Origin of the sequence: Rhodococcus sp. HNM0563 (assembly GCF_012726195.1) — a bacterium.
Lineage (GTDB): Bacteria > Actinomycetota > Actinomycetes > Mycobacteriales > Mycobacteriaceae > Rhodococcus.
In genome coordinates this window covers 140,102-166,823 of the sequence record NZ_JAASAF010000004.1, presented here as the reverse complement: position 1 = coordinate 166,823, position 26,722 = coordinate 140,102, and the positions used below count along the sequence as shown (strand labels likewise).

At 65.4% G+C, this 26,722-nt stretch carries 23 protein-coding genes and 1 pseudogene; 12 read left to right on the top strand and 12 right to left on the bottom strand.

Annotated elements, in window-relative coordinates; translation table 11 throughout:
- Position 1: 1 nt before the first annotated feature.
- From HCA61_RS10595 to HCA61_RS10585, 3 genes are all read right to left on the bottom strand, one after another.
- On the bottom strand, positions 2-1,180 hold the full coding sequence (locus tag HCA61_RS10595) for an acyl-CoA dehydrogenase family protein (protein ID WP_169688153.1): 1,179 nt from the start codon (positions 1,178-1,180) through the stop codon (positions 2-4).
- A 169-nt stretch (positions 1,181-1,349) separates the two neighbouring features.
- Positions 1,350-2,216 carry an alpha/beta fold hydrolase gene (locus tag HCA61_RS10590; protein ID WP_169688152.1) on the bottom strand — a complete coding sequence of 289 codons (867 nt, stop codon included), beginning with the start codon at positions 2,214-2,216 and terminating at the stop codon, positions 1,350-1,352.
- 85 nt (positions 2,217-2,301) lie between these two features.
- Positions 2,302-3,201, bottom strand: a complete 900-nt coding sequence (locus HCA61_RS10585) for an IclR family transcriptional regulator (RefSeq protein WP_240959169.1) — start codon at positions 3,199-3,201, stop codon at positions 2,302-2,304.
- 321 nt (positions 3,202-3,522) lie between these two features.
- On the opposite strand from HCA61_RS10585, the gene HCA61_RS10580 reads away from it, so the two are divergent.
- The 3 genes from HCA61_RS10580 (at position 3,523) to HCA61_RS10570 (ending at position 6,760) form a co-directional block, all read left to right on the top strand.
- Positions 3,523-4,434, top strand: coding sequence for an LLM class F420-dependent oxidoreductase (locus HCA61_RS10580; protein ID WP_169688151.1), 912 nt, complete (start codon positions 3,523-3,525; stop codon positions 4,432-4,434).
- The gene (locus HCA61_RS10575; RefSeq protein WP_169688150.1) at positions 4,431-5,576 is read left to right on the top strand and encodes an NADH:flavin oxidoreductase; all 1,146 of its coding nucleotides are present in this window, start codon (positions 4,431-4,433) and stop codon (positions 5,574-5,576) included. Before HCA61_RS10580 ends, HCA61_RS10575 begins: the two co-directional genes overlap by 4 nt.
- A 134-nt stretch (positions 5,577-5,710) precedes the next feature.
- Positions 5,711-6,760 (top strand): ferredoxin--NADP reductase, encoded by a 1,050-nt coding sequence (locus tag HCA61_RS10570; RefSeq protein ID WP_169688149.1) that lies wholly within the window; start codon positions 5,711-5,713, stop codon positions 6,758-6,760.
- A 72-nt stretch (positions 6,761-6,832) separates the two neighbouring features.
- Here the strand turns inward: HCA61_RS10570 and HCA61_RS10565 are convergent, their stop codons facing one another.
- The 5 genes from HCA61_RS10565 to HCA61_RS10545 form a co-directional block, all read right to left on the bottom strand.
- Entirely contained in the window at positions 6,833-7,636 is an 804-nt protein-coding gene (locus HCA61_RS10565) for an SDR family NAD(P)-dependent oxidoreductase (RefSeq protein WP_169688148.1), read from the bottom strand.
- 48 nt (positions 7,637-7,684) lie between these two features.
- Positions 7,685-7,954: a hypothetical protein gene (locus HCA61_RS10560; protein WP_169688147.1), complete on the bottom strand. Its 270-nt coding sequence runs from the start codon at positions 7,952-7,954 to the stop codon at positions 7,685-7,687.
- Positions 7,935-9,116: a Rieske 2Fe-2S domain-containing protein gene (locus tag HCA61_RS10555; RefSeq protein WP_169688146.1), complete on the bottom strand. Its 1,182-nt coding sequence runs from the start codon at positions 9,114-9,116 to the stop codon at positions 7,935-7,937. Before HCA61_RS10555 ends, HCA61_RS10560 begins: the two co-directional genes overlap by 20 nt.
- A gap of 176 nt (positions 9,117-9,292) precedes the next feature.
- Positions 9,293-10,966 (bottom strand): AMP-binding protein, encoded by a 1,674-nt coding sequence (locus HCA61_RS10550; protein WP_169688145.1) that lies wholly within the window; start codon positions 10,964-10,966, stop codon positions 9,293-9,295.
- Between the two features lie 39 nt (positions 10,967-11,005).
- Positions 11,006-11,818: a MaoC/PaaZ C-terminal domain-containing protein gene (locus HCA61_RS10545; protein WP_169688144.1), complete on the bottom strand. Its 813-nt coding sequence runs from the start codon at positions 11,816-11,818 to the stop codon at positions 11,006-11,008.
- Between the two features lie 151 nt (positions 11,819-11,969).
- On the opposite strand from HCA61_RS10545, the gene HCA61_RS10540 reads away from it, so the two are divergent.
- The 5 genes from HCA61_RS10540 (at position 11,970) to HCA61_RS10520 (ending at position 17,298) form a co-directional block, all read left to right on the top strand.
- A complete protein-coding gene (locus tag HCA61_RS10540) occupies positions 11,970-13,652 on the top strand; it encodes a class I adenylate-forming enzyme family protein (protein ID WP_169688143.1) in 1,683 nt (560 codons plus the stop codon).
- A 90-nt stretch (positions 13,653-13,742) separates the two neighbouring features.
- On the top strand, positions 13,743-14,504 hold the full coding sequence (gene echA20, locus HCA61_RS10535; RefSeq protein WP_169688142.1) for a (7aS)-7a-methyl-1,5-dioxo-2,3,5,6,7,7a-hexahydro-1H-indene-carboxyl-CoA hydrolase: 762 nt from the start codon (positions 13,743-13,745) through the stop codon (positions 14,502-14,504).
- A 60-nt stretch (positions 14,505-14,564) separates the two neighbouring features.
- Entirely contained in the window at positions 14,565-15,449 is an 885-nt protein-coding gene (gene ipdA, locus HCA61_RS10530; protein ID WP_206039900.1) for a cholesterol ring-cleaving hydrolase subunit IpdA, read from the top strand.
- Positions 15,446-16,207: a CoA-transferase gene (locus tag HCA61_RS10525; protein ID WP_169688141.1), complete on the top strand. Its 762-nt coding sequence runs from the start codon at positions 15,446-15,448 to the stop codon at positions 16,205-16,207. The genes ipdA and HCA61_RS10525 overlap by 4 nt, the downstream gene beginning before the upstream one ends.
- A gap of 20 nt (positions 16,208-16,227) precedes the next feature.
- Positions 16,228-17,298 carry a nitronate monooxygenase gene (locus HCA61_RS10520; RefSeq protein WP_169688445.1) on the top strand — a complete coding sequence of 357 codons (1,071 nt, stop codon included), beginning with the start codon at positions 16,228-16,230 and terminating at the stop codon, positions 17,296-17,298.
- Positions 17,299-17,394: 96 nt separating this feature from the next.
- Here HCA61_RS10520 and HCA61_RS10515 read toward each other — a convergent pair whose 3' ends face one another.
- Entirely contained in the window at positions 17,395-17,967 is a 573-nt protein-coding gene (locus HCA61_RS10515; RefSeq protein ID WP_169688140.1) for a TetR/AcrR family transcriptional regulator, read from the bottom strand.
- A 110-nt stretch (positions 17,968-18,077) separates the two neighbouring features.
- Here HCA61_RS10515 and HCA61_RS10510 point away from each other — a divergent pair, with 110 nt between their 5' ends.
- Genes HCA61_RS10510 through HCA61_RS10505 form a run of 3 tightly spaced genes read left to right on the top strand, consistent with a single transcriptional unit; the run spans position 18,078 to position 21,263 of the window.
- Positions 18,078-19,640 carry an ABC transporter substrate-binding protein gene (locus HCA61_RS10510; protein ID WP_169688139.1) on the top strand — a complete coding sequence of 521 codons (1,563 nt, stop codon included), beginning with the start codon at positions 18,078-18,080 and terminating at the stop codon, positions 19,638-19,640.
- A gap of 41 nt (positions 19,641-19,681) precedes the next feature.
- On the top strand, positions 19,682-20,296 hold the full coding sequence (locus HCA61_RS26595; protein WP_277352004.1) for an ABC transporter substrate-binding protein: 615 nt from the start codon (positions 19,682-19,684) through the stop codon (positions 20,294-20,296).
- Positions 20,297-20,321: 25 nt separating this feature from the next.
- Entirely contained in the window at positions 20,322-21,263 is a 942-nt protein-coding gene (locus HCA61_RS10505; protein ID WP_277352008.1) for an ABC transporter substrate-binding protein, read from the top strand.
- 78 nt (positions 21,264-21,341) lie between these two features.
- Here the strand turns inward: HCA61_RS10505 and HCA61_RS10500 are convergent, their stop codons facing one another.
- Positions 21,342-22,088 (bottom strand): class I SAM-dependent methyltransferase, encoded by a 747-nt coding sequence (locus HCA61_RS10500; protein WP_169688138.1) that lies wholly within the window; start codon positions 22,086-22,088, stop codon positions 21,342-21,344.
- 134 nt (positions 22,089-22,222) lie between these two features.
- Between HCA61_RS10500 and HCA61_RS10495 the strand changes: the two genes are divergently transcribed.
- On the top strand, positions 22,223-24,199 hold the full coding sequence (locus HCA61_RS10495) for a CocE/NonD family hydrolase (protein WP_169688444.1): 1,977 nt from the start codon (positions 22,223-22,225) through the stop codon (positions 24,197-24,199).
- 16 nt (positions 24,200-24,215) lie between these two features.
- Here the strand turns inward: HCA61_RS10495 and HCA61_RS10490 are convergent, their stop codons facing one another.
- Positions 24,216-24,395 (bottom strand): YbdD/YjiX family protein, encoded by a 180-nt coding sequence (locus HCA61_RS10490; protein WP_169688443.1) that lies wholly within the window; start codon positions 24,393-24,395, stop codon positions 24,216-24,218.
- Positions 24,395-26,710 (bottom strand): annotated as a pseudogene (locus HCA61_RS10485) (carbon starvation CstA family protein). The gene HCA61_RS10490 and the pseudogene HCA61_RS10485 overlap by 1 nt, the downstream one beginning before the upstream one ends.
- Positions 26,711-26,722 lie beyond the last annotated feature (12 nt).

The window sequence follows — 26,722 nt, the reverse complement described above, 5'->3', positions numbered from 1 at the left end:
TCTAGATCATTCCGCGCATCGCGCCCTCGGGCTCGCCACCGAGCTGCGTGAGGGTTGCTGCGTGGAAGATGGATCCGGGTACGTGGATGGCGTGGCTGAGACCCGCGTGTGCATCGCGCCAGAAGCGCTGCAACGGGTTGCTCAGCTGGAGAGCGCCGCCACCTGCGCGAGAGAAGATCTCGTCGACGGCACGCACCGCACGCCACGCGGCGGCGGTCTGGGTCCGTCGACCGATCGCCCGCTGCTCGAACGTGACCTCCTGGCCCTTCTCGGTCATGTCCCAGAAACGATCCACGGTCTCGAGCAGTGCTGCGCGCGACGCCGCGATCTCGGCGGCCGCGTCACCGAGCGCAGAGAGCACGTAGGGATCCTGTTTGATCGCGGTGCCGGAGACGGTCACACGCTCACGCTGAGTCTCGATGTAGCAGTCGAGCGCACCCTGTGCGATGCCCACGAGCGACGAGGTGATGCCGAGGGGGAAGATGCACGAGAACGGGAACTTGTAGAGCGTCTCGTCCCGCCCAGCGTCCTTCCATGCGACGCCACCCATGACGCGTGCTGCCGACACGGTGCGATATTCGGGGAGGAAGGCATCCTTGACGATGAGGTCCTTCGAGCCCGTGCCGCGCAGCCCGACCACGTTCCAACTGTCCTGGTCGATCTCGTAATCCGACCGCGGGAGAAGCACGTGCAGGGACTGCGGCGGATTGAGGCGGTTGCCGTCCTTGTCGCCGATGGCCGCACCGATCATCACCCACTGGCAGTGGTCGGTACCCGAGGAGAACGACCAGCGGCCGTTGAGGATGTATCCGCCGTCGACGGGCGTGGCAACCCCCATCGGGGCGTAGGGAGATGCGATCCAGGTGTCGGGGTCCTCGCCCCAGACCTCCTGCTGCGCCTTGGGATCGAAGAACGCCATCTCCCACGGATGGACACCGACGATGCCGCTGACCCAGCCGGTCGCGCCGTCCATGGCACCGAGCGCCATGGCGGTTTCGGCGAATTCACGCGGGTGCGCTTCGAGGCCGCCGAACTCCTTGGGCTGCAGCATCCGGATGACACCGGCGTCCTTCAGACGCTTGGCACTGCGATCGGTCAGGCGCATGAGCTGGTCGCCTTCTGCACCGTCGGCACGGATCTCGTCGGCAAACGGCGAGATGGAGTCGAGAACCTGTCCCATTGTCTCTCCAGCTTTCTGATGTGACGCCCGGAGGCTGACCGGGCGAGATGTTTGTCAGGCCGCTTACCGTCTCGACCTGGCGATGGTCTCTACCGTGGAGGATCCGCGACCGCCTCGCGGGAATTTTCCGCTCAGCGGGAGTTCGGTGAGCCGCGCGGCGTTCGGCGGATCAGGCGTCGTGCCTCTTCAGGAAGGCGAGGACAGTTGCAAGCCACGCCTCGCGCGCTTCGATCATGGTCCAGTGCCCGCAGTTCGGGAATACGTGTAATTCACCGCGTGCGAGCTCTCGCATCGGCAGCATCGCCATGTCGACCGGGCTGACGCGGTCGTCGCGACCCCAGGTGAGCAGGGTGGGGATCTTGATCTTGCCGAGCTGAGCCCAGTAGGGCGTCTCGTTCGAGGCGGCAGCGGCGCGTGCGCCCGCGGTGAATGCCGCGGTGCTGTACATGCGGCGGGCGATCTCGAGGGTCTTCGGCTCGGTGGCCAGCGACCAACGCTCCTCGATGAGTTCCTCGGTGAGGATCGCGGGGTCGAAGACCATCGAGCGCAGCCAGCGAACCAGCTTCTCGCGGGTCGGATCGTCGGTGAACTCCATGAGCAACCGGATACCCTCGCCCGGCGCGGGTGCGAACACCGAGCGTCCGGCGCCGCCGATCGTGACGAGCTTGTTCACTCGCTCGGGTTCGGCGAGGGCGAACTGGGTTGCGACGATGCCGCCCATCGAATTGCCGATGATCGCGACGTCGGACAGGCCGAGACCGTCGAGGAAGTCCTTGACGGCGAACTTGGCCATCGCCATCGGGTGGCCCTCACACGGATCGCTGACGCCGAAGCCCGGGAATTCGAGGACGAGGCAACGGTAATGCTCCGCGAAGTCGGCGAGGACACCGCGGTAGTTCCGCCACCCCGTCACGCCCGGGCCCGAACCGTGCAGCAGCAGGAGCGGCGGGCCGTCGCCGGCTTCGTGGTAGCGAAGCACTCCGCGATCGGTCGCGAGTTCGCGTGCGGTGCCTTCTTGCGTCAGTTCTGTCGTCATATCCTCGACATTTCCAGTGATGCCGTTCACACTGCGCCAGGGCTCCCATTCATCGAGACGATTTCTCTACATTCCTGGCCTCGGCCTACATCCACTGCCCGGCCTGGGTTGCAACCAAGCGTTCCATCGCCTGCGGCGACCACGACTGTGTGGGCTCGGCCGCGGCGCGGCGGGCGCGTCGCGGGGTACCGAGTTCGGGATGCAGGATGCGGGAGATGTCGCGGGCGGCGTCGGCGACCAGCGGCGCGACACGCTCGAGATGGCCGGGGCGCGCGGGCCCGCACAGGGAGATTCCCGCGACCGGGCCGGACGGGCTACGCACCGCTGCACCGACGCATGCCATGCCGTTCTGGGCTTCGCCGGTTTCGAAGGCCAGGCCGTGGCGCTGCCGGATACGGCCGAGTTCCTGGTGGAGGGTGGCGAGATCGGGGATGGTTCGTTCGGTGCGTCGCACGAGGTGGGTGCCGTAGAACGCGTCGACGTGCTCGGGCTCGAGTCCGGCGAGGATCGCTTTGCCGCACGCGGTGATGTACGCGGGGACGCGGCCGCCGACCCGGGAGGTGAGGGTGGCGGCGAGCTGGCCACCGATCTTGTCGAGGTAGATGCAGTCGCCGCGATCGAGGATGGCGAGGTGCGCGACCATGCCGGTCTGCAGGTGGAGTTCGTGGAGGAGCGGCGCCGCGGCCTCACGGATGCGGCTGTGACCGTTGTCGCTTGCGCCGAGCGACTTCGCGCGGCGCCCGAGGCAGTAGCCGAAGGAGGCGTGGTCGACCCATTCGAGCCGGACCATCTGGTCGAGGATGCGGTGGACGGTCGAGCGGGGCAGGCCGGTGCGGCAGGCCACCTCTTCGAGTGTCAGACGCGAACCGGCACCGTCGAATGCGTCGAGGATCAGCGTCATGCGCTCGACCATCGACGCCGGAAGCTCACGCTTGGACTCCGAGGTGTTCTGCACGGTCGCGTTCTGTACTGCAACGGCCTGCATCTCTGCGGACTGCACCATCGTTTCTTCCTCTCCGAAACTTGCCTCTACCTGGACGAACAAGAAAAACTGAAATTCATTCTTGTGGCGCCGTGACCAGTATCACCCAGCAGGTGCCGATAACACAAGTACGACTGCTGCGCACCTCGTCGTCCACTCACCGAATCCGCTCCACACGACGATGCCGCCACGACCACCCCGGCACATCCCACTGAGCAGGAGATCGCGTGGCCCGCCCCGGTTTGCCGGGTAGAAATACGAACAGGACGAGCATGTGTCCACCCCGCGCTGCCGCGCCCAAGTCGGTTCGAGGTGATCGATCGGATGTACATAGGGATCACGTCACCTGTGGTGATAGGCCACCCTGCCACCCTCGCCGAGTGGGAACGCAATGCCGGCATCTTCGAACTCGCACGTGTTGCGGAGACAGCCGACAGCCTCGGATTCCACCACCTCACCTGCAGCGAACACGTCGCCGTACCGACAGACGTCGCAGCCGAACGCGGCGGCGTCTACTGGGACCCCCTGGCGACGTTCGGTTATCTCGCCGCGCGCACCTCACGGATCCGGTTCAACACCCGCGTGCTCGTCCTCGGCTATCACCACCCACTCGAGATCGCGAAGCGGTACGGCACCCTCGACACCGTCAGCGGCGGCCGACTCGTCCTCGGGTTGGGAGTCGGAAGCCTCGAGGAAGAATTCGACCTCCTCGGTGCACCCTTCGCCGACCGCGGCGCACGCGCCGACGAAGCCCTCACCGCTCTACGCTCCTGCATGTCGACCCCGACACCCGAGTTTCACGGCGCCTACTACGATTTCGCCGACGTCTACGTCGAACCGTGTGCGACCCAGCCGCGTGTTCCGTTCTGGATCGGCGGGCGCACAGCGCGGTCCCTGCGACGCGCGACAACGCTCGGCGACGGCTGGTTACCGTTCGGCCTCACGTTGGAACAGACCGAGACGATGCTGCAGAAAGCAGAGCTCCCCCAAGGGTTCGAGGTCGTGCTCTCCCCCAGCAGATCCCTCGACCCGCTCGGCTCACGCGACCGGACCCTGCGCGCACTCGACCGGCGCAGGCAGGCCGGAGCGACGATCGTGAGCACGGCCGTCTCGGCCACCAGCGTCGAGCACTACTGCGATCAGTTGCATGCGCTGCGCGATCTTGCACCCGAGATCGGCGCCGTGTTCGACACGCCATCTCTGCCCGATACCGACGAAAGAGCACCGCACCGATGACCCGAACGCTGTCTCCCCTGTTCCGTCCCCTGTCGGTCCGATCGCTGGAACTGCCCAACCGCATCGTGATGTCGCCGATGACACGTTCGTACTCCCCCGGCGGAGTACCCGGAGCGGACGTCGCCGAGTACTACCGGCGACGGGCAGCGGGCGGTACCGGGTTGATCATCACCGAGGGCACCGCCATCGGACATCCCACGGCGGTGGACAACCCGCGCGTGCCCCGCATGCACGGCGACGACGCGCTCGAGGGCTGGCAGCGCGTCGTCGATGCGGTACACGCAGAGGGCGGCCGGATCATCCCGCAGCTGTGGCATGTCGGACCGCTCTGGGGTGCGATGACCTCCGCAGTCGACCCCGCCCTCACCCCCATGCGACCGTCCGGCGTGTGGGGCGAGGCCGGTCTGACCTCCTACTCCGACGAGTATGTCGCGCGGGCCGGTGAGCCGTGCCGCGCCATGACCGAGGAGGACATCGCCGACGTCATCGCCGCCTACACCGAGGCCGCCCGTAACGCCCGGGAAGTGGGGTTCGACGGCATTGCCCTGCACGGTGGCCACGGCTATCTGCTCGACTCGTTCCTGTGGGACTCCACCAACCGGCGCGACGACCACTGGGGCGGCGACCTCGAACGGCGCACCCGATTCCCCGCCGCCGTGGTGGCGTCCGTCCGAGACGCGGTCGGCGACGACACACCGATCTTCTTCCGCTTCTCCCAGCACAAGCAGCAGGACTACCACGCACGGATCGCTCAGACACCCGAGGAGCTGCAGGTCATCCTCTCGGCGCTGGCCGAAGCAGGCGTCGACGTCTTCGACGCGAGCATTCGGCGCTTCGACGCGACCGTCTTCGACGGTAGCGATCTGTCGCTTGCCGGGTGGGCCAAGAAGCTGACCGGAGCATTGTCGATGGCCGTGGGCAGTGTCGGTTTGGGGGCGAGTCTGCGCGAGAGCAGGACCTCGGGGGCTACTCCCACCGCCGACAACATCCCCGAGCTCGAACGTCGGCTCTCCGGCGAGGAGTTCGATCTCATCGCCATCGGCCGCCTCCATCTCGCCGATCCCGCGCTGGCTTCCACGCTCCGCGACGGATCTGCACTGCCGGAGTTCGACCGATCGGTGCACGAGGGCACCCTCATCTGAGCGTACCCGGATCATCATTTCTCGACTTCGGCTCTCCTGCTTGGTGTCCCAACCATCGGGAGAGCCGTTCGTCGTGATCGGTGTTCCCGTTACCGTGATCCGTACACCTTTTCCCGCATTTTAAGGAAGCCACGATGACATCCGTTGAGACGCCGGTGAGCACACGCGCGGTGGCGGTCACCGTGGCCGCTGTCGTGCAGGAGACCGCCGACGCGTGTTCGCTGGTCTTCGACATTCCCGCAGATCACGCAGACCGCTTCACCTACAAGCCCGGCCAGTTCCTGACTCTCCGCATTCCGAGCGATCGGACGGGCTCGGTGGCTCGGTGCTACTCTCTCGCGAGCTCACCGCAGAGCGACGAGCAGCTCAAGGTCACGGTCAAGCGTACCGCCGACGGATACGGATCGAACTGGCTGTGCGACAACGTTTCTACCGGTGACGAGCTTGTGGTGCTGCCACCGGCCGGCGTATTCACGCCGCGCAGCCTGGATGAGAAACTGCTGCTGTGTGCAGCGGGCAGCGGAATCACGCCGGTGATGTCGATCCTCAAGTCGGCGCTCGCCGCGGGCAACCGCAACATCGTCGTGTTCTACGCCAACCGCGACGAGAAATCCGTCATCTTCGCGCAGGAACTGCGCGAATTGGCGATCCGCTACCCCGGCGCCTTCACCGTGCTGCACTGGCTCGAGACCGTGCAGGGTCTGCCCGTCACCGGGCAGCTCACGGCGTTGCTGTCGCCGTACACCGAGCATCACGCGTACATGTGCGGTCCGCAGCCGTTCATGGATGCGGTGCGCGAGAGCCTCGGTGCGGCCGGGGTGCCGTCGGACCGGATCCAGGCCGAGGTGTTCACCTCACTGTCGGGCGATCCGTTCGCCGAGATCACCCCGGTGGAGGTGTCCGACGACGAGGACACCTCGTCCGTGCAGGTGAGTCTCGACGGCGACGACCACGAACTGACCTGGCCGCGGTCCGCGACCCTCGTCGACGTCATGCTGTCCAAGGGCCTCGACGTGCCGTACTCGTGCCGAGAAGGCGAATGCGGTTCGTGTGCGTGCACTGTCGTGTCCGGTAAGGTCGACATGCCCGACTCCGCGATCCTGGACGACGAGGACATCGCGAGCGGATACGTGCTCGCGTGCCAGGCGCGTCCGATCAGCGAGCGCATCGAGATCGAGTTCTGATCGGGATCGTCCACCGGCATCAGAAAGGGCCGGCGAGGTCGAAAACCTCGCCGGCCCTTTCTCGATCCGGAACTAGCGGTTCAGCAGTGCCCGCATCGCCTTCGCCGCACCCTGCACCATCTTGTCGCGCGGGAAGCCGCTGCGCTTGATCGCCGCATCGTAGTTGCCGCCGGCAACCCACACCGGCCCGTCCGCCAGATGCTCGAGGCCCTCGCGGGCCACGTCCTCCGGCTCGGACACCAACATGCCGGGCACATCGAAGTTCAGGCCTGCACGCTCCATCGCGGGTGTGCGGGTGACGCCGAGGATCAGCTCGACCACGTGCACGTTGTGCGGCTCGAGTTCGATCCACAGGCTTTCCGCGAATACCCGGCTGAATGCCTTCGACGCGGCGTAGATGCTCTGGTGTTCCGAACCCATGTAGCCGGCAAGCGACCCGAGCAGCATGATGCCGCCGCGACCCATCTCCTTCATCCGCGACCCGAACAGGTGCGACAGTTCGATCTGACGGTGCACGTTCAGGTCGATCACACCGCGGAAGCCGTCGAGGTCGCCGGTGACGAATTCGTGGCCGTAGCTGTTGGCTCCGGCGTTGAAGATGAACAGGCCCACCTCGAGGTCGGCGGTCGCCGACCGGATCGTCTCGACGGCGTCGGCCGTGAGCAGATCCAGCGAGAGCGTGCGGACTTCACCGCCGTGCACACGAACCTTTTCCGCGGTCGCCTCGAGGGGTTCGGGCTTGCGCGCAATGAGCAGCAGGTCGAATCCGGCGCGGGCGAGTTCGTCGGCGAAGGCGGCGCCGACGCCCTCGGAACCACCGGCGATCACCGCCCACTGTCCGTACTGAGCGCGGTCGATCGAAAGGGTGTCGGTCATCAGGTTCCTTCGAAAGGGTTGTGGCGCCAGGCTATCCGGCCACAGGGACTATTGGACGATCGGGGCCGGGACCGGCGCGTCGTCGACGACGTCGATCAGCCCCTCGGCTGCGGCGCGAGTGATGGTGGCGACCATCGACGGGCACGTCGGCCGTGGCGCGCCCGGGCGCCGGGACGGATCCGTCCCGGCCCCGGACTCACTGCGAGACCGGTGACACTGCTGACGCGCCTGCTGGTCCCACTGAATCTCGGTGTGTTCCCAGCTGTTCTTCTTCACCAGCACCTGCGCCATGCAGTCGCTACACCTGACGGGCTGCATTTTCCTGCTCCGCGCCCGCGGCTGCCTCGGCTTCCTTTGCAGCGAGGTTGGCCTCGACTTCCTTCATCCAGGCTGCGACAGGCCGGGTGGTGTCCATCTCGAACTCGAAGCGGTCGGTCATCTCGGGCTTGACGTCCTCGACGTCGACGTAGAACTGCTCGTACCAGCGACGCAGCTGGTAGACCGGCCCGTCCTCCTCGCACAGCAGCGGGTTCTCGATCCGAGTCTTGTTCTTCCAGATCTGGATGTCCTGCTCGAACCCCCGCGCGATGAAGTTGCCGAACTGCTGCGCGGTCTCGAGCGCAGCGTCTCCCTCCAGCCGGTCCGACTTCTTGACGATCATCCCGTACATGAGCACGAACTTGTCGGCGGAAACCGGGTAGTGGCAGTTGAGGAGAACCGATTCGACGTCGTAGCCCTCGTACTGATACTTCAGATCGTCGATCATGAACGACGGGCCGAAATACGACGCTTCGGAGTGGCTGCCGAGCATCTTCGGCTGGCCCTCGGTGTTCGGCCGCATGTCGGTGCGGGCCTGACCCTTCATGATCTGCGTCGCGACGTGTCCCTCGAAGACGTTCTTGAAGTACGTCGGGAACGAGTAGTGCACGTAGAAAAAGTGCGCCATGTCGACGATGTTGTCGATGATCTCGCGGCAGTTGGTGTCGACCTCGGTGGTGTACCAGACCCAGTCGGTCCACTCGTCACTGGTCGCGCCTTCGATCCGCGGGATCGCGGCGTCGTCGGTCGGTGCGTTGCCCTGGGGATCGTGCCAGACGAAGAACAGGCCGTCCTGCTCGAGCGTGTGCCACGAGCGAGTCTTCGCGATCGGGGGCACACGACGGGCGTACGGAATGTCCTTACAACGTCCGTTGCCGCCCCATCGCCAGTCGTGGAAGGGGCACGCGATGTTGTCGCCCTTGACGGTGCCCTGGGTCAGATCGCCACCCATGTGACGGCAGTACCCGTCGAGGACCTTCAAGTCTCCGTTGCTGTCCGCCCAAGCGACGAGCTTCGTGCCGAACGCCTCGATGGAATGCGGCTTGCCGTCCTTGAAGGACTCCGCCAGACCGAGGCAATGCCACCCGCGAGCAAAGCGGGTGGGAGCGGAACCGACGACGATTTCGCGGATTTCGGTGTCACCAGAAGTATCCAGGCTCACGGTCGTCCGTCCTTTCGGAAGTAGTGATCGAGTGAGCGGAACGGCATGTTCCGTTCGCGGCGCGGACTCGTCACGGGCTGCGAGACAAGTCCCATGGGGCTGTATGAAAGTCACCGTAGGTGAGCGATGTCACCGCCGAGCTGCAGGTCCCGCTCGGTGAGACCACCCCGCCGCGGCTAGACAGAGGCGAGCGGAGCAGGCAGCAACGCGGCCCGACCCTGCTCGGTGAAGTCGCGTTCGATCTGTGTGCGCCCCGCGTCGTCGAGCAGAACGTATTCGGGGGTACGGCCCACCCGGACGTAAACCGGATCGGCGGTGCTCCACGCGGCGGCGCGCAGCGGCGCCTTGTCGATCTTGTTGCTGCCGGTGAGCGGGAGGTGATCGGTCACGCGCACGAAGCGCGGCCACCACTTGTCACCCATGTCGGGCTGCTCGGCGAGCGTCCGCCCGAAAACCTGCGGATCGAACGCCGCGCCTGCGTCGAGCTCGACTGCGCACATCACCTGGTCGCCCGTCGCCGGGTCCGGGACCGCGAACACCGGTGCCGACAGGATCCCGGGGATCCGCACCAGGATGCGCTCGACGGGTGCGGCCGAGAAGTTCTCGCTGTCCACGCGCAGCCAATCCGATGCGCGGCCGGCGAAGTAGAAGAAACCGTCGGCATCGCGGTAGGCGAGGTCGCCGGACCAGAAGTCGCCGTCCCTGACCCGCTCGGCGGCCGCTCCCGGATTCTTGTAGTAACCTTCGAACGCTGCGGCGCCGCCGATCGCGACGATCTGCCCCACGGCCTCGGAGTTGAGCAGCCGCCCGGCGTCGTCGAACTGTGCGCGCGGACATTCCTCGCCGGTGTTCTCGTCGAGGATCCGCACGTCGGCGCCGCCCGGTGCCACACCCAGTGACCCGGCGGGGGTCTCCGGGGTGCGGTTGATCCGGAACACGCCCTCGCTCGAGCCGTAGCCCTCGATGACCGTGCACCCGAATCGCTCCGAGAATCGGGCGACATCGACCTCGGATGCTTCGGTGCCGAAGGCGATCTCGAGCGTGCCGGTGCGGTCACGCGGATCTTCGGGCTTGTTGAGCACGTACGACAGCGCACGCCCGACGTAGTTGACGAAGGTCGCGCCGTAACGATGGATATCGTCGGCGAATCGGCTGGCCGAGAACTTCCGGATCAGGCCGACGGTCGCGCCGACGCGCATGGCGGTGCCGAGGTTGAGCATGACGGCGTTGCCGTGGAAGAGCGGCATGCACAGGTACGCCACGGAGTCGCGTCGCATCTGGGTGCGCTCGACGAGGACGTCGAGTAGTCTCCCGAGCCTGCCCTGCGTAACGATGACCGCCTTCGGCCGGCCTGTCGACCCGGAGCTGAACAGCAACAGGGCGATGTCGTCGGGCGAGGGGACGGTGTCGGGCAGGTCGGCGCCGCGATGCGGTTCGAGGAAGCGCAGGTACTCGGGCGAGTCGATGTCAACGATCCGGTCGGCGGGCAGGCCGTGGTCGGTGCCGTCGACCAGGTGCGCGAGGCGCGATTCGGTGATGACGAAGTCCACGTCGGCCTGACGGATGTCGTCGGCGATCTCCGGACCGCTGCGGCTCGCGTTGATGCCCACCACCACGGCACCGGCGAGCGCACCCGCTCCGATCCAGAACACGAAGTCCGGGACATTCTCGAGCAGCACGCCGATGTGTCGACGACGATCGGCCGGTTCCCCGACGGCGGCGGTGAGCGCTGCCGCACGGTCGGCGCTCTCCTGGATCACCTGGTCCCAGGTCCATTGCCGGTCCTCGAACCGCAGACCGATCTTCTCGTCGCCCTTGCGGGAACGCACTACTTCGGCGAACGTGTCCAACTTTTTCCTCCAGAAAGTTCCGGTCCTGTGCGAGAGCGGTCAGGCGAACGTCGCACGGGCACCCGACACCACGGCGTTGTCGCCGGCGCGGACGTCGAATTGCAGGTCGGTGCGCTCACCCCAGATGCGGAGCTGGTGGGCGTCGCCGGGGAACGCGGGAGCAGCGAAGCGTCCGGACAGCGACGTCAAGTCTGCCGGATGCGCACCGACCGCGCGGGCCAGCGGAATCGTCGCCGCGGCGAGTGTGCACAGTCCGTGCATGATCGGGCGGGGCTGCCCGATGTGGGCCGCGGCCTCGGGATCGATGTGGATATGGTGCCGGTCACCAGTCAACCGGTACAGCGCTGCCTGATCCTCGCGAGTGTTCAAGGTGGCGGTCCGGGTGGGATCGCCTTCGGGCGTCGGCTCGGCCGACGGTCCGCGTTCGCCACCGAACCCGCCCGCGCCCGGCGCGAACAGCGACCACGTGGCGACGAAGAACTCGGATTCGACCAGGACCTCGAACACCGCGGCGCGGCCCTTGTCCCACACCTCGCCGACCTTGGCCGACAACGTGAGCTCACCCGCGCGCGGCAGCGGTGCACGCACATCGAGGCTCTGCGACCCGTGCACTGCGGTGCGGGTGTCGAACCCGCCGCGGGCACCGAGCTCATCGGGTGCCCACTGCGCGAGCGTCAGTGCGAAGGTCGGGAGAACTCTGAGCCGCTCTTCGAACACGAGATCGAGGTCGGTGGCGGGTGCACCGACCGCGAGGGCGTACAGAATCGCGTCGCTCTCGTCATAACGGACGGTGCGCGTACCCAGTTCGACGCCGCGCCAGCGAGCGGCCGACGATTCTTCGGTGGTGGTCATCGTGTCGGTCCTTTCTCCACTGTGAGCAGGCTATGTGGACGGGCGACCGGCCCCCTCGGATATCTCACTCACCGGTACATTCGAAGGTCGTGGTCCGGAGCGTGAGAGTCTTTCGCGACACACAAGTGCCGTCGAGGAGGGGAGAGCTCTTGTGACCGTCCCGCCGGACCCGCGGCCGTTCCTGGACCAGCTCATTTCTCGGCTCACCGGCCGGGGCGGCGACTTCGAAATCGTGATGGACGACGTGCTGGGCACCGAGATGCCGGTGATGAAGAACCGAGGGCGGGCCGTCGCCGACCTGCTGTCGCAGTCGCTCGTCTGGGGTGATCGCGAGTATCTCGTCACGTCAGAGCGCAGAATCACGTTCGCGCAGCACGCGCGCGACGCCTACGCACTAGCTGCGGCGCTACGCGAACACTATGGGGTTTCGGTCGGTGATCGGGTCGCGATCCTGTCGGCGAATCGGCCCGAATGGGTCACCGCCTTCTGGGCGACGCAGGCACTGGGTGCGATCGCAGTAGGGATCAACGCGTGGTGGGTGCGACCGGAGATCGAGGTCGGGATCCGGTATTCGCGTCCGCGGGTGGTGTTCGTGGACGAACAACGTGCCGAAACCATTGCCACCATGGGCGCGAGCGACACGATCATCCTCACCATCGAGGATGACATGCCGCGGTTGATCAGGGAGTTCATCGGGGCGCAGCCTCCCCCACCGAGGGTCGATGAGGATGATCCGGCGGTGCTTCTGTTCACCTCCGGTACAAGCGGGGAGCCCAAAGGGGCGTTGCACTCGCAGCGGAATCTGCTGGCCGTTGCCGACTATCATCGCTACGCCGACGCGATCACCGCCGCCTGGACCGGAGAGCAATACGCACGCGGCGTCCCGTCGGACACCCGCCACCTGCTCACCTCCTCCCTGTGCCACATCACAAGCCTGCACAACACCGTGGTGCCCCGCCTCGCGACCGGCAGCACCGTCATCATGAACCAGGGCTGGCTCGGAGTCCGTCCGGTGCTGGAACTGATCGAAAGCGAAGAGATCACCCATTGGAACGCGGTGCCGTCGATGGCGGCGCGGATGCTCGAGGTCGACGATCTCGACCGGTACGATCTCACCTCACTGATCGGGTTCATGTTGTCCTCGGAACCGTCGACCCCCGAGTTCAAACAGCGGATCCGCGAGAAGTTGCCCTTCGGCAGTCACGCCGTGGTCGACAGTTACACGATCACCGAGTGCAGCACGTCGATCACTGCCGCAACTGCTGAGTCACTCGATCGGTATCCGGGCACCGTCGGCGAGCCGGTGATCACAGTGAGCCTCGAGATCCGCGACCAACATGGAGGTTGGCTCCCCGACGGCCAACCCGGCGAGGTCTGTGTGCGAAGCCCGTTCGTGATGCTCGGGTACTGGGACGACGACGAGGCCACCGCGGAGACCATCACCGCCGACCGATGGTTGCGGACGGGCGACTACGGCGTCGTCGAGGGCGGCCGGCTACGACTGCTGGGGCGGCGGGCGGACCTCATCGAACAGAACGGCGAGTCGATCTACCCGTCGGAGGTCGAGCGAGTCCTCGACGGCCACCCCGCGGTACGTGAGTGCTTGGTCAGCGGCGTGTCGCACCCCGAATGGGGGCAGGAGGTGGGCGCGGTCGTGGTCCTGAATCCCGGTTCGTCTGCCACCAAAGAGGAACTGACGGCGTACGTTGCCGATCATCTCGCTTACTTCAAGGTGCCGACCCGCTGGCGGTTCACGCGGGATCTGCTGCCTCGCAACACCACCGGAAAAATTATCCGGCGCCGCTTTCCCGGCGACGACCTGCCCGGGTACTGAGGCCCGACCCCGAGTCACTGTGCCCTCGAACAGGCATGTGCTAACTTACCAAGCAATCGCTTGGTTCGGTACCGACGTTAGGAAAATGCCATGGGCATCACCTCCACCTCCGACGGCGCAGGGATCACCACGGTCACCGTCGACTTCCCGCCCGTGAACGCTCTCCCCTCCGCCGCGTGGTTCGAGCTCGCCGACGCCATCGTGGCCGCGGGCAAGGACATGAGCACGCACGTCGTCGTGCTGCGCGCCGAGGGCCGCGGCTTCAACGCCGGCGTCGACATCAAGGAAATGCAGGCCACCGAAGGCTTCGATGCCCTCATCGCCGCCAACCACGGCTGCGCCGCCGCATTCGCCGCGGTCTACGACTGCGAGGTACCCGTCGTCGTCGCGGTCAACGGCTTCTGCGTCGGAGGCGGCATCGGGCTCGTAGGCAACGCCGACGTGATCGTCGCGTCCGACGACGCCGTATTCGGCCTTCCCGAGGTCGACCGCGGCGCGCTCGGCGCCGCAACCCACCTCGCACGCCTCGTCCCCCAGCACCTCATGCGCACCCTGTACTACACCGCGCAGAACGTCACTGCCCAGCAACTCGAGCATTTCGGGTCTGTCTACAAGGTGGTGCCGCGCGACGAACTCGACGCCGCCGCAAGCGAAGTCGCCGGGATGATCGCCGCCAAGGACACGCGCGTCATTCGCCGTGCCAAGGAAGCGATCAATCGGATCGATCCGGTCGACGTGAAGACCGCCTACCGCATCGAACAGGGCTTCACTTTCGAACTGAACCTTGCCGGTGTCGCCGACGAGCACCGTGACGAGTTCGTTGCGACGGGCAAGCCGCGAAGCAACCACTGAGTTGCACGAGAACTGAGCAGTTACGAGAACTGGGAAGCACCAGAAGGAGCTTGAACACTCATGCGTGACAAGAGGATGTCGCTCGACGAGGTCGTCGGCGAACTGCGCAGCGGAATGACCATCGGCCTCGGCGGCTGGGGATCACGCCGCAAGCCCATGGCCTTCGTCCGCGCAATTCTGCGTTCGGACATCAAGGACCTGACCGTCGTGACCTACGGTGGCCCCGACCTGGGACTGCTGTGCTCTGCCGGCAAGGTCAAGAAGGCGTACTACGGCTTCGTGTCGCTCGACTCGGCACCGTTCTACGACCCGTGGTTCGCCAAGGCCCGCACCTCCGGCGAACTCGTCGCCCGCGAGATGGACGAGGGCATGGTCAAGTGCGGCCTCGAAGCTGCCGCCGCGCGCCTGCCGTTCCTGCCGATCCGGGCAGGCCTCGGCTCCGACGTGCAGACCTTTTGGGGCGACGAACTCCAGACCGTCACCTCGCCCTACGCCGATGAATCCGGTAAGCGCGAGACCCTGATCGCAATGCCCGCGTTGAACCTGGATGCTTCTTTCGTGCACCTGAACATCGGCGACAAGCACGGCAACGCCGGCTACCAGGGCGTCGATCCCTACTTCGACGATCTCTACTGCATGGCCGCAGAGAAGCGGTACGTCTCCGTGGAGAAGATCGTCGAGACCGAGCAGCTGGTCAAGGAAGTTCCCCTGCAGCAGCTGCTGCTCAACCGTCTGATGGTCGACGGTGTCGTCGAGGCACCGAACGGCGCGCACTTCACCCTCGCCGGCGATTCGTACGGGCGCGACGAGAAGTTCCAGCGTCACTACGCCGAGGCCGCCAAGACCCCCGAGTCGTGGCAGGCCTTCGTCGACCGGTTCCTCTCCGGATCCGAAGAGGACTACCAGGCCGCCATCAAGAAGTTCGCAGAGGAGCAGCAGGCATGACCACCACCGACACTGTGACCCGCGCCGAATACTGCGCAATCGCGTGCGCCGAGATCTTCTCCGGTGCAGGCGAAATCGTCGCCAGCCCGATGGCGACGCTCCCGCAGATCGGAGCTCGCCTGGCCAAGCTCACCACCGAACCCGATCTGGTGATCACCGACGGTGAGGCACTCATCCTCGCCGAGGTGCCCGCACTCGGCGCGAAGGCTCCGGTCGAAGGCTGGATGCCGTTCCGCAAGGTGTTCGACGTCGTCGCATCCGGTCGTCGGCACGTGGTGATGGGCGCCAACCAGATCGACCGGCACGGCAACCAGAACCTCTCGGCCTTCGGCGACGACCTGCAGAAGCCGACGCGACAGATGTTCGGTGTGCGCGGCGCCCCGGGGAACACCATCAACCACGCCACCAGCTACTGGGTGGGCAAGCACTCGACCCGCGTCTTCGCCGACAAGGTCGACGTCGTGTGTGGCGTGGGCTACGACAAGATCGACCCCGAGAACCCCGCGTTCCGTTTCCTCGAGATCCCCCGCGTGGTCACCAACCTCGGTGTGTTCGACTTCGGTGGGCCGGACCATTCGTTCCGCGCCGTGACACTACATCCGGGCGTCGACGCGGAGACCGTCGCCGCGAACACGTCGTTCGAGGTCGCCGGCCTCGCCGAGGCAGGCGTCACCCGCGAGCCGACCGCAGAAGAACTGCGACTGATCCGCGAGGTCATCGACCCCAAGGGCCTGCGTGATCGCGAGGTCTCGCTGTGACTTCCGGTGGCGGGAAGGCCTTGCTGCGGACTCCGCTGACCGAACTCGTCGGCATCGAGCACCCCATCGTCCAGACGGGCATGGGGTGGGTGTCGGGTCCGCGTTTGACGGCCGCGACGTCGAATGCGGGCGGTCTGGGCATCCTCGCATCCGCGACGATGACGTACCCGGAACTCGAAGCGGCAGTTGCGAAGACGAAGTCGCTGACCGACAAACCGTTCGGCGTGAACATGCGTGCCGATGCGTCGGATGCGGGCCAGCGCATCGATCTGCTGATCCGCGAGAAGGTCAAGGTCGCGTCGTTCGCGCTGGCTCCCAAGAAGGAACTCATCGCGAAGCTAAAGGATCACGGCATCGTCGTGGTCCCGTCGATCGGCGCAGCCAAGCATGCGGTCAAGGTCGCATCGTGGGGTGCAGACGCAGTGATCGTGCAGGGCGGTGAGGGCGGTGGTCACACCGGTCCCGTCGCCACCACGTTGCTGCTGCCCAGTGTGCTCGACGCCGTCGACATCCCGGTCATCGCCGCAGGTGGATTCTTCGACGGTCGTGGCCTGGCCGCAGCACTGTCGTACGGTGCCGCCGGTGTCGCGATGGGCACCCGTTTCCTGCTCACCAGCGACAGCGCGGTCCCCGACTCGGTCAAGCAGCAGTACCTCGCTCGAGGACTGCAGGACACCACCGTCTCCCTCAAGGTCGACGGGATGCCCCACCGTGTGCTCAACACCGATCTGGTGAACAGCCTCGAGAAGTCCAGTTACGCCAAGGGACTCGTCGCGGCCGCGCGGAACGCGACGAAGTTCAAGTCGATGACCGGCATGAAGTGGTCCACGCTGGCCAAGGACGGACTTGCCATGAAGAAGGCGAGCGACCGCACCTGGCAGCAGATCATCATGGCGGCCAACACACCCATGTTGCTCAAAGCCGGTCTCGTAGAAGGTAATACCGAGGCCGGTGTGCTCGCCTCGGGTCAGGTCGTGGGCATGGTCGACGACCTGCCGAGCTGCGCGGAACTGATCGACCGGATCATGACCGACGCCGTCGCCCGCATCGACGCGCTCGGCGCGCTGCGCGACACCGAGCGCGCCGTCTGACGAAGCTCGCAGCCGCCACATAGAGCTCGCAACCCCAGTGGTGCACCACTGGGGTTGCGAGCTCTACTTTTGTCCTGCCTGATCCGTTTTCCTGCTTCATGGTCGCAGCATTCGCACGAGCATCTCCACCGTGCGCTCGATCGGGTCGGGCCGGGAGTCCGTGATCGGCACGATGATGCGCGTCCACACCGCACCGAGGAGCATGTCGAACACGTCGTTGGGATCGATCGACGGATCGACAGTGCCCGGTGGCGCAGAGTGCAGGATTGCAAAGAATTGGGGCCGCACCGACACCCTCTGGTAGGCCGCACCGTAACCGGCATCCGACCGGCGATAGGCCAGCAGAGGACCCGCCGCCGCGCGTGTCGCCGGATCGCTGAATGTGTCGGCGTACGCGCGGATGAAGCGGCGTAGATCCTCTCGGAGGTCTCCGGTGGGGCTTACCTTCAACGGACTTTCCATGGGGAAGGCGGCGTCCTCGATCAGCTCGATCCGCGATGACCACCTTCGATAGATCGCCGACGCGTGCACGCCCGACCGCACCGCCACGGCCTGGATCGTCGTCGCCTCGAAGCCCTGCTCAGCGAGGAGTTCGCGGGCGGAGGCAAGGGCCCGTTCGTCGATGCTGGTGTCGCGCGGTCTGCCCGGACGACGGGACGTATCCGCCATGCGGCCGATCGTACCCAGGCGGATCGTTTCAGGAGATGGTCTTCTATATTCGTCGTGATCTTGCTAACTTTCCACAATGAAATGTGACACGTCGCACATAGAGGAGTTCGATGATCAGGCGCACTCTTACCACCGTTGCCGCGGCATGCTCGGTGCTGCTGCTCGCGGGAGCTTGCGGCACCCCCGCTTCCGGCGACTCCTCGGACGAACCGGTCGGTGATCCCGTCTCCGGTGGTTCGGCCACCATGATCCAGGTTCGCGAACCGGTATCGCTCGACCCGGCGGCATTGAGCAACAACTGGGTCGGCCAGAGCCTCCTCGGAAACGCGCTCTACGGAACGCTGATGATCGACAATCCCGAAACCCTCGAGATCGAATACCGGATGGCGACAGGCTTCTCGACCACCGACGGGGGCAACACCTTCACCCTCGAGCTTCAGCCGGGACTGACTTTCACCGACGGAACACCCCTCGATGCCCAAGCAGTACACCTCAATTGGTCGCGAATCGCGGATCCCGACACGGGGTCGAGTTCCTTTCCCCAGGCCTCCCAGATCTCCGCAACAGAGGTGGTCGGCGAGACCACGCTGAAGGTTGTCATGGCCGACCCGAACCCGATGTTCGCCTACTCGATCACGAACAGCACGCTGAACTGGATCGCCTCCCCCACGGCCCTGGAGAAAGGCAAGGACGCCTTCAACAACGCCCCGATCGGCGCGGGCCCGTTCGCGCTGACGGAGTGGCGCCGCCAGGACCGCATGGAGCTCACACGCAACCCCGACTACTGGGACGCACCCCGGCCGTACCTCGACAACATCACCCTCCTCAATGTCCCCGACGGAAGTCAGCGGGTGAACATGCTTGCGTCGGGCGGCGCCGATCTCGCGTCGGAAACCAGCTGGACAGCCCTCGCCAGGGCCGAGGATGCCGGGCTCGGCACCGAACTCGCACCCGTCGGCGGTGGGCAGTACTTCGCGATGAACACCCGTCGTGCCCCATTCGACGACCCCCGCGCACGTCGCGCCGTCTCGATGGCACTGAACCTCGACGACATCAACACGGCCGCGTTCGAAGGCACCGGCGATATCCCGGAGACCCTGTTCCCCGAGTCTTCACCGTTCTACAAGGACATAGCGTTGGCCGAGTACAACCCCGAGGAGGCCCAGCGCCTGTTCGATGAGCTCGCCGCGGAAGGAAAGCCCGTCGAATTCTCGTTCCTTGCAACAACGTTGCCGGAGACCAAGGCGACCGCGGAAGTCAGTCAGGCGCAACTTGCCGCGTACGACAATGTGAACATGGACGTCGAGATCGTCGATTTCGCCGCATTCATTCCGCGCAACATCGCCCGCGACTACGACATGATGATCTCGTCGGCGAATGTCCAAGAGCCGGACTCCACCTTGTGGAATGCCTTCCATTCACGGTCGATGGGCAACGTCACCGGGATCTCCGATCCCGAACTCGACGCTGCTCTCGATGCGGGCCGCGTGGGCACCACACCCGAGGAACGCGACGCAGCCTACGAGATCGTGCAGAAACGACTCCACGAGGTTGCTCCCGGCGTCTGGTACACACGGGCGGCGCCGGCCGTCATGACCACCGACAACATCCACGGCATCCGCATGTACTCACTCGGCTCCCCGCTTCCTGCGGAAATGTGGGTCACGGAATAACGACACACCACATCACCGCTACCTGAAGGATAGGTACATTCATGCTCGAATGGGTTGTTCGGCACAGAAACCCGGTCACCGCGCTCGTCTCCATCTGCGCGGCAGCGCTGCTCCTGACGGCATGCGGAGCAGACGGCGGCTCCAGCGCGTCTACGACGTCCGACGGTGAACCGGTTCCTGGCGGTGTCGCACGTATCATCCAGGTGCGCGAACCAGTGTCGCTCGACCCGGCGACCCTCGCCAACAACTGGGTCGGCCAAGGCCTGCTGGGTAATGCGCTCTACGGGACGCTGATGATCGACGACCCGCACACGCTCGAACTCGAACATCGGATGGCCGAGGATTTCGTCACGTCCGACGGCGGCGCCACCTTCCTCCTCACACTGCGGCCGGATCTCGCCTTCACCGACGGAACACCGCTCGACGCCGAAGCAGTGAAGTTCAACTGGGATCGCATTCTCGATCCGTCGCTCGGATCCGGTTCGCTGACACTGGCGTCACAGATCGCAGGGACCGAGGTCATCGACGATGCAACATTGAAGATCACTCTCGTTGCACCCAACCCGAAGTTCGGGAATTCGATCACATCGAGCGGGCTCAACTGGATAGCCTCCCCGTCCGCGCTGGCCGAGGGGAACCGACGCCTTCAACGCTGATCCCGTCGGCGCGGGTCCATTCACACTGACGGAGTGGACACGTCAGGATCGCATGAAACTCGAACGCAACCCAGGCTACTGGGACGCGCCCCGCCCGTACCTCGACGCCATCGAACTCCGCGCTGTCAGTGACGCAAACCAGCGCGTCAACATGATGGTCAGCGGTGGCGCCGATCTGGCGTCCGAATCCAGCTGGGCAGCGCTGGCGAAGGCCGAGCAGGCAGGGTTGGCCACCGACGCCGTACCCGCCGGCGGCGGACAGTACCTGGTCATGAACACCCGACGCGCCCCGTTCGACGACCCCCGAGCCCGGGAGGCGGTGAGCGCGGCGGTGAATCTCGACGACATCAACACCGCCGTGTTCGAGGGGCACGGCGAGGTTCCCGACACACTGTTCCCGGAGTCCTCACCGTTCCATGCGGACATCCCCCTCCGGCAGGATGATCCCGAGCGGGCACAGCAGCTCTTCGACGAACTGGCCGCGGAGGGAAAGCCCGTCGAGTTCACCTTCACCGCGACCTCGCTCGTCGAGATCAGATCCGTCGCCGAGAGTCTTCAGGCGCAGCTCGCCGCCTACGACAACGTCGACGTCCAGGTGGAGGTGCTCGACATCGCGGGGTACATGCCTCGTACCGCCGCCCGTGACTTCGACATGATCATCTGGGCCGCCGACAGCCCAGAACCCGACACCACGTTGTGGAACGCCTTCCATTCCACCTCGTCGGGAAATCACACCGGCATCTCCGACCCCGAATTGGACGCAGCCCTCGACGCCGGACGTACGGGCACCTCGGGCGAGGAACGTGTGGCCGCCTACCGCACGGTGCAGGAACGGCTCGCCGAGCTCGAACCTGGGATCTGGTACATCCGGTCGGCGCCGTCGGTGATCACCGGCCAGAATCTGCACGGCGTGCAGATGTACGCGCTGGGATCGCCGATACCCGACGGAATGTGGCTCACTCCTTAGCTTCGGTCGGCGCCCGGCGTGCAGTTCTCGTCGCAATTTGCGGGTAATTGCGACGAGAACTGCACGCTCACGGGTGATTCAGATCGTTCCCACACGCATGTTGACGGGCGACGTGAACTCCCGTGTTGTCGCGGGATCGCCCCACAGGTCTGCCAGATCTGCTGCGAAGGACTCGAGAACCTCGGACTTACCCGCCTCCGCGGCCTTCCGGACCGCCGACCACGTCGAGATATAGCCCAGCATGCCGTTCAGATCCCACTGTGTGCGGATCTGCATCGGTGGAGCCGGGCGCTCCTCGAACGGAAAGTCGATGTCGGCGTATCCGCTGTCGACGAGCTTGCGTTCCTCCGGCCAGTACGGGCCGATCTCGGTCCGGTAGAAGTGCTGGAACCGTTCGTCGAGGTCTGGGTCGAGCTTGGTCACCCCGTAGCTGACCAGCACGAGAACAGCATCGTCGACCGCGATCCGCCGGACCTCGCGGTAGAACGCCGGGCGGTCGAACCAGTGCGCCGCCTGCGCGGCGGTGATCAGTGCAGCGCTCCGATCCTGCACGGGAAGCGTCTCGGCGGGTGCCTGAAGGTAGCGGACCCGATCATGGAGCCTGGCGTTCGCGATCTGATCTGCACTGGGATCGACTCCGATCACGACATCGAATCGGCTTGCGAGCTGCACCGTCAATTGGCCGTTTCCACATCCGACATCGACCGCCAGATCGGTCGCCGGAGCAAGAGAAACGAAGAACTCCGCGAGCTCCGCCGGATACTCGGGACGAAACTGTGCGTAGGCCTGACCGCCATGATCGAACCAGTTCCTTCCCGCCGCCATGATCCGAAAATACAGCACACCGGTGTGTGCACATCGTTGACCTGGGGATTACCGACGGCTAACGTGCGAGCAAGCTGTTACTGCCGGTACGGGGGGAACCAAAGGTGAAAAGACGTCTCATCAGCGCTGTCGTCATGACGGCGACCGCCGCCATGACGATTGCTCTCGCACCCACGGCCGCGGCCGACCCTGCGGGCGGAGCCGATGCCATCGCATGGCAGGAGGCTGTCGATGCGCCCGATGCGTACCCGAACACCGCAGTCGATTGGGATGTGCCGATCACCCTCAGCGACGGAACTGTGCTCCGTGCCAACGTGTTCCGGCCCGCAAAAGCCGACGGAACACCGATCGACGAGCAGACCCCCGTGGTTCTCAACCTCACGCCGTACACCAAACTCCTGTCGACGCTCGCGTCCGTCGCGATGGAGGATCCGACTCTTCAGCCGCTCGTCGAAGATCTCGGGACGATCCTCAACCTCGGCATCCCCTTCGACGGCATCACGGAGCTTGCCGCTCCCGCGGCGCAGCTGGGACGCGCCTTCGGGCTCAACCGCGACCTCGTGCAGAACGGCTATACGCAGGTCATCGTCGACGTCCGCGGCACCGGATTCTCCCATGGACAGTGGGATGTGCTCGGACCTCGCGAACAACAGGACACCGTCGAGGTCATCGACTGGGTCGCGGCGCAGCCGTGGTCCAACGGGCGTATCGGCACTACCGGTGTCTCGTATTCGGCGATCAATCAGATCCAGGCTGCCGGACACCGGCCCGCCGAACTCGACGCCGTGTTCGCGGTCGAACCCGGCAACGATCTCCTCCGCGACATCGTCGGCACCGGCGGTGCGATCGGCGTCGGATTCATGCCGGCATGGCTCGGCCTCGTCAACGGCCTCAAGTGGGCCCCCGACGTCGAAGCCCTGTTGCAGGGCAGATTCGATGCACAATGGCTCCGCGATCGTATGGCCGATCCGGTCACGAAGATCCCCGAACTCGTCGAAGCGCTCACCGCACCGACCATCGAGGGTGTCTCACCCGAGGCACTCGAAGTCGCGCAGGACGGCCCGTTCTATCAGGAACGACAAGCAGATCTCGACGCCATCGAGGTACCCACCTTCGTGTTCGGCAACTGGCACGACATCTTCGCCAACAGCGAACCCGACATCTACAACTCGATTCCCGTAGCGCCCGGCAACAAACAACTCGTGATGGGCGACGGATACCATGCCGTCCTCGGCGAGGGCTTCGGCACTCCCGGACACCCGCCGACGATGGTGGCATTGCAGCGCGCCTGGTTCGACCACTGGCTCAAGGACATCGACAACGGCATCACCGAGTACGGGCCGGTCACGCTGCTGCAGCAGGGTGACGGTTGGACCACCACCGACCAATTCCCTCGTGCGGGTGTCGAATACCAGCGGATGTACCTGTCGACGACAGCGAGCGGCACTGCCGCGCACTCGGTCCACGATGGCAGCCTGCAGCCCACCCCGCAGGACTCTCCGGCGCGGCTCACCGTCGCACCCGGCCTGCGCGGGGTGTGTTCGAGGGAAGCCGCGCAGGGCACTGCGGGTATCGCGGTCCTCCTCGGATCGAACTGCACTAAGGACGCACGTTTCAACGAGGAAGAGGGCCTGACGTTCACTTCGGAGCCGATGGCAGAGCCGACCGTCCTCTCCGGGCCGATCAACCTGCATCTGAACACGGTGCTCGACACCCCGGACGGCTTCTGGTCGGTGTCGATCAACGATGTTGCACCCGATGGCCGCTCCACGGTGCTCTCCAGCGGATCCCTGGTCGCGTCTTTGCGCGCGATCGATGATTCGAAGAGTACGTTCACCTCGTCGGGCGACTACGCGCGCGCCCATCCGTATCTCACGCTCGACACACATCAACCGGTCGTGCCCGGCCGGCCCACGCAACTCGACATCAGCATGATTCCCACCGACGCGATCCTGCAGCCGGGGCACCGCATCCGGATCGACGTCTACGCGTCCAGCATTCCGCGGTCATTACCGCTCGGTCCGATGCTCCATGACAGCAGGCTCGCACCGCAACATCTCGAACTCGATTCCACCGCACCGAGTTTCGTCACGTTGCCGATCGTGGGCTGAGCAGCCCGCGCCCGCGTCAACAGCACCGTGCCTCGGGATCTGCGTCGCTTGCGGCGTACCGCTGACACCAATACTCACGCTCGGTCATGACCGGGTGGCCGGGGTTCAGCTGCCGCTGCAAGGCGACGTACCGGGCGTAGTCGTGATCGCCCATCAGCGCACCGACCCACCACCATGCCCGACGCACTGCGGTGATCACGGCGTCCCGCTCTCGTGCTGATGCGCGTGATCCGTGTGCGCGTGGGCGGCACCGGGTGCACGCACCTTGCCCGACGCGATGAGTTCATCCCATTGCTTCTGCAGTTCACGCTCGGCCGGTGTGGGTACGAATCCGGCAGGCGCGAAGATCTTCGACGGCACATCCGGCGACTCGGTCGTCGGCATGCCGCCGAGCCGCACCGATCGAATACACACCACGACCCCGGCGACGGCCACGATGAGAACGAGTACCGCGAACACGATCGACAGAGTGCCCTGGATGAAGGTGTTGCGGATGACAGCGTCGATCGCCGCAGGCGACGCGGCCGAACCGAACCGGGTCTCGCCGGCGTTCTTCGCATCGACGAACGCATTGTGCTGTGCCCAGTATCCGACCGCGCGGTCGCTGGAGAAGATCTTCTGCCACGACGCCGTCATCGTCACGATGAGATCCCATGCCAACGGGATACCGGGGATCCACGCCCACTTCACCAGGCCCTTCTTGACCACGATCGTCAGGACGATCGTGAGCGCGATCGCGGCGAGCAACTGGTTGGCGATACCGAACAGCGGGAACAAGGTGTTGATACCACCCAGTGGATCGGTGACACCCATGAGCAGGATCGCACCCCACAACCCGCAGACCACGAACGAGCAGAACCATGCACCTGGACGCCACGACGGGTCCTTGAAACGCTTGGCGGCACCACCGAAGTTGCCGAGCGAATCCGACAACATGAATCGCGCGACACGGGTACCGGCGTCGACGGTCGTGAGAATGAACAACGCCTCGAACATGATCGCGAAGTGATACCAGAACGATTTGAGACTGTCTCCGCCGAACAGATCCGACAGGACATTCGACATGCCGAATGCGAGCGTGGGCGCACCGCCGGTGCGGGAAATGATCGACTCCTCCCCGACCGCGGCCGCCGCACCGGCGATCTGCTCGGGCGTGACGTCCGGCGACGACAGCCCGAGGCTGTTCACATAGGCTGCGGCTGTTTCAGGTGTGCCACCGGTGAGCGCTTCCGGCGCATTGAGCGCGAAATACAGGTGCTGATCGATGATGCACGCGGTGACCGGCCATGATCGCCACGAACGATTCGGTGAGCATCCCGCCGTATCCGATGAGGCGGGTCTGCTTCTCCTTCTCCAGCATCTTCGGAGTGGTGCCGGAGGAGATCAATGCGTGGAAGCCCGACAGCGCGCCACACGCGATGGTGATGAACAGGAACGGGAACAGCGACCCGGCGAAGGCGGGCCCGTCACCGTCGATCGCAAACGACGTGACGTCGGGCATCTGGATCTCGGGGCGGGCGACGAGAATACCGATGGCGAGCAGCGCGATGGTGCCGACCTTCATGAAGGTCGACAGGTAGTCGCGCGGGGCCAGCAGCAACCACACCGGCAGGACCGACGCGGCGAACCCGTAGCCGATCATCAACCACGCAATCGTCACCTTCGAGAGCGTGAACCATTCGACACCCCAATCGGTCTCGGCAACCCATCCACCTGCGACGATCGCCAGGACCAGCAGCACGACGCCGATCGCAGACACTTCGGAGACCTTGCCGGGCCGCAGATACCGCAGATACACACCCATGAACAATGCGATCGGAATGGTCATCGCGATGGAGAACAACCCCCACGGGCTCTCCGCGAGTGCATTGACGACGACGAGTGCGAGCACCGCGATAATAATGATCATGATCACGAAAACCGCGATCAGGGCGGCGATTCCGCCGATCGGGCCGAGCTCGTCGCGTCCCATCTGTCCGAGACTGCGTCCGCGCCGCCGCGACGAAATCCACAGCACCAGGAAATCCTGGACTCCACCGGCCAGGACGACACCGACGATGATCCAGATCGTTCCCGGCAGATAGCCCATCTGAGCAGCGAGGACCGGGCCTACGAGGGGACCGGCCCCGGCAATCGCGGCGAAGTGGTGTCCGAACAGGACCCGCCGGTCGGTCGGCATGTAGTCCTTGCCGTTCTCCAGGACCTCGGCGGGGGTCGCGCGATCGTCGCGCGGTTGCACGATCTTGCGTTCGATGAATTTGGCGTAGAACGGTATGCGACAAGATATGTGCACACTGCCGCGATCACGAACCACACCGCGTTGATGTTCTCGCCGCGCACCACCGCGATCATCGACCAGGCGAAGCCACCGACGAGTGCGAGGACTACGAAGACGATGCGCGCCGTGGCGGACATCGGTGTTCGATCGACGACGCCGACCGGGGGAAGATCCGGGTCCGTGCGCAGGTATTCGACGTTCGCGTCGGTGGGCGGCGTCGGGTCGACGGCCATCTCGGCTCCTCA

What these genes read in the sequence shown, in the direction of transcription:
- HCA61_RS10545 (WP_169688144.1), bottom strand. Translation starts at nt 11,818, where the DNA reads ATGACCACCACCGAAGAATCGTCGGCCGCTCGCTGGCGCGGCGTCGAA.
- echA20 (WP_169688142.1), top strand. Translation starts at nt 13,743, where the DNA reads ATGGGCATCACCTCCACCTCCGACGGCGCAGGGATCACCACGGTCACC.
- HCA61_RS10585 (WP_240959169.1), bottom strand. Translation starts at nt 3,201, where the DNA reads ATGCAGGCCGTTGCAGTACAGAACGCGACCGTGCAGAACACCTCGGAG.
- HCA61_RS10500 (WP_169688138.1), bottom strand. Translation starts at nt 22,088, where the DNA reads ATGGCGGCGGGAAGGAACTGGTTCGATCATGGCGGTCAGGCCTACGCA.
- HCA61_RS10590 (WP_169688152.1), bottom strand. Translation starts at nt 2,216, where the DNA reads ATGACGACAGAACTGACGCAAGAAGGCACCGCACGCGAACTCGCGACC.
- HCA61_RS10515 (WP_169688140.1), bottom strand. Translation starts at nt 17,967, where the DNA reads ATGGCGGATACGTCCCGTCGTCCGGGCAGACCGCGCGACACCAGCATC.
- HCA61_RS10570 (WP_169688149.1), top strand. Translation starts at nt 5,711, where the DNA reads ATGACATCCGTTGAGACGCCGGTGAGCACACGCGCGGTGGCGGTCACC.
- HCA61_RS10580 (WP_169688151.1), top strand. Translation starts at nt 3,523, where the DNA reads ATGTACATAGGGATCACGTCACCTGTGGTGATAGGCCACCCTGCCACC.
- HCA61_RS26595 (WP_277352004.1), top strand. Translation starts at nt 19,682, where the DNA reads ATGCTCGAATGGGTTGTTCGGCACAGAAACCCGGTCACCGCGCTCGTC.
- HCA61_RS10575 (WP_169688150.1), top strand. Translation starts at nt 4,431, where the DNA reads ATGACCCGAACGCTGTCTCCCCTGTTCCGTCCCCTGTCGGTCCGATCG.
- HCA61_RS10495 (WP_169688444.1), top strand. Translation starts at nt 22,223, where the DNA reads ATGACGGCGACCGCCGCCATGACGATTGCTCTCGCACCCACGGCCGCG.
- HCA61_RS10565 (WP_169688148.1), bottom strand. Translation starts at nt 7,636, where the DNA reads ATGACCGACACCCTTTCGATCGACCGCGCTCAGTACGGACAGTGGGCG.
- ipdA (WP_206039900.1), top strand. Translation starts at nt 14,565, where the DNA reads ATGCGTGACAAGAGGATGTCGCTCGACGAGGTCGTCGGCGAACTGCGC.
- HCA61_RS10560 (WP_169688147.1), bottom strand. Translation starts at nt 7,954, where the DNA reads ATGCAGCCCGTCAGGTGTAGCGACTGCATGGCGCAGGTGCTGGTGAAG.
- HCA61_RS10595 (WP_169688153.1), bottom strand. Translation starts at nt 1,180, where the DNA reads ATGGGACAGGTTCTCGACTCCATCTCGCCGTTTGCCGACGAGATCCGT.
- HCA61_RS10510 (WP_169688139.1), top strand. Translation starts at nt 18,078, where the DNA reads ATGATCAGGCGCACTCTTACCACCGTTGCCGCGGCATGCTCGGTGCTG.
- HCA61_RS10525 (WP_169688141.1), top strand. Translation starts at nt 15,446, where the DNA reads ATGACCACCACCGACACTGTGACCCGCGCCGAATACTGCGCAATCGCG.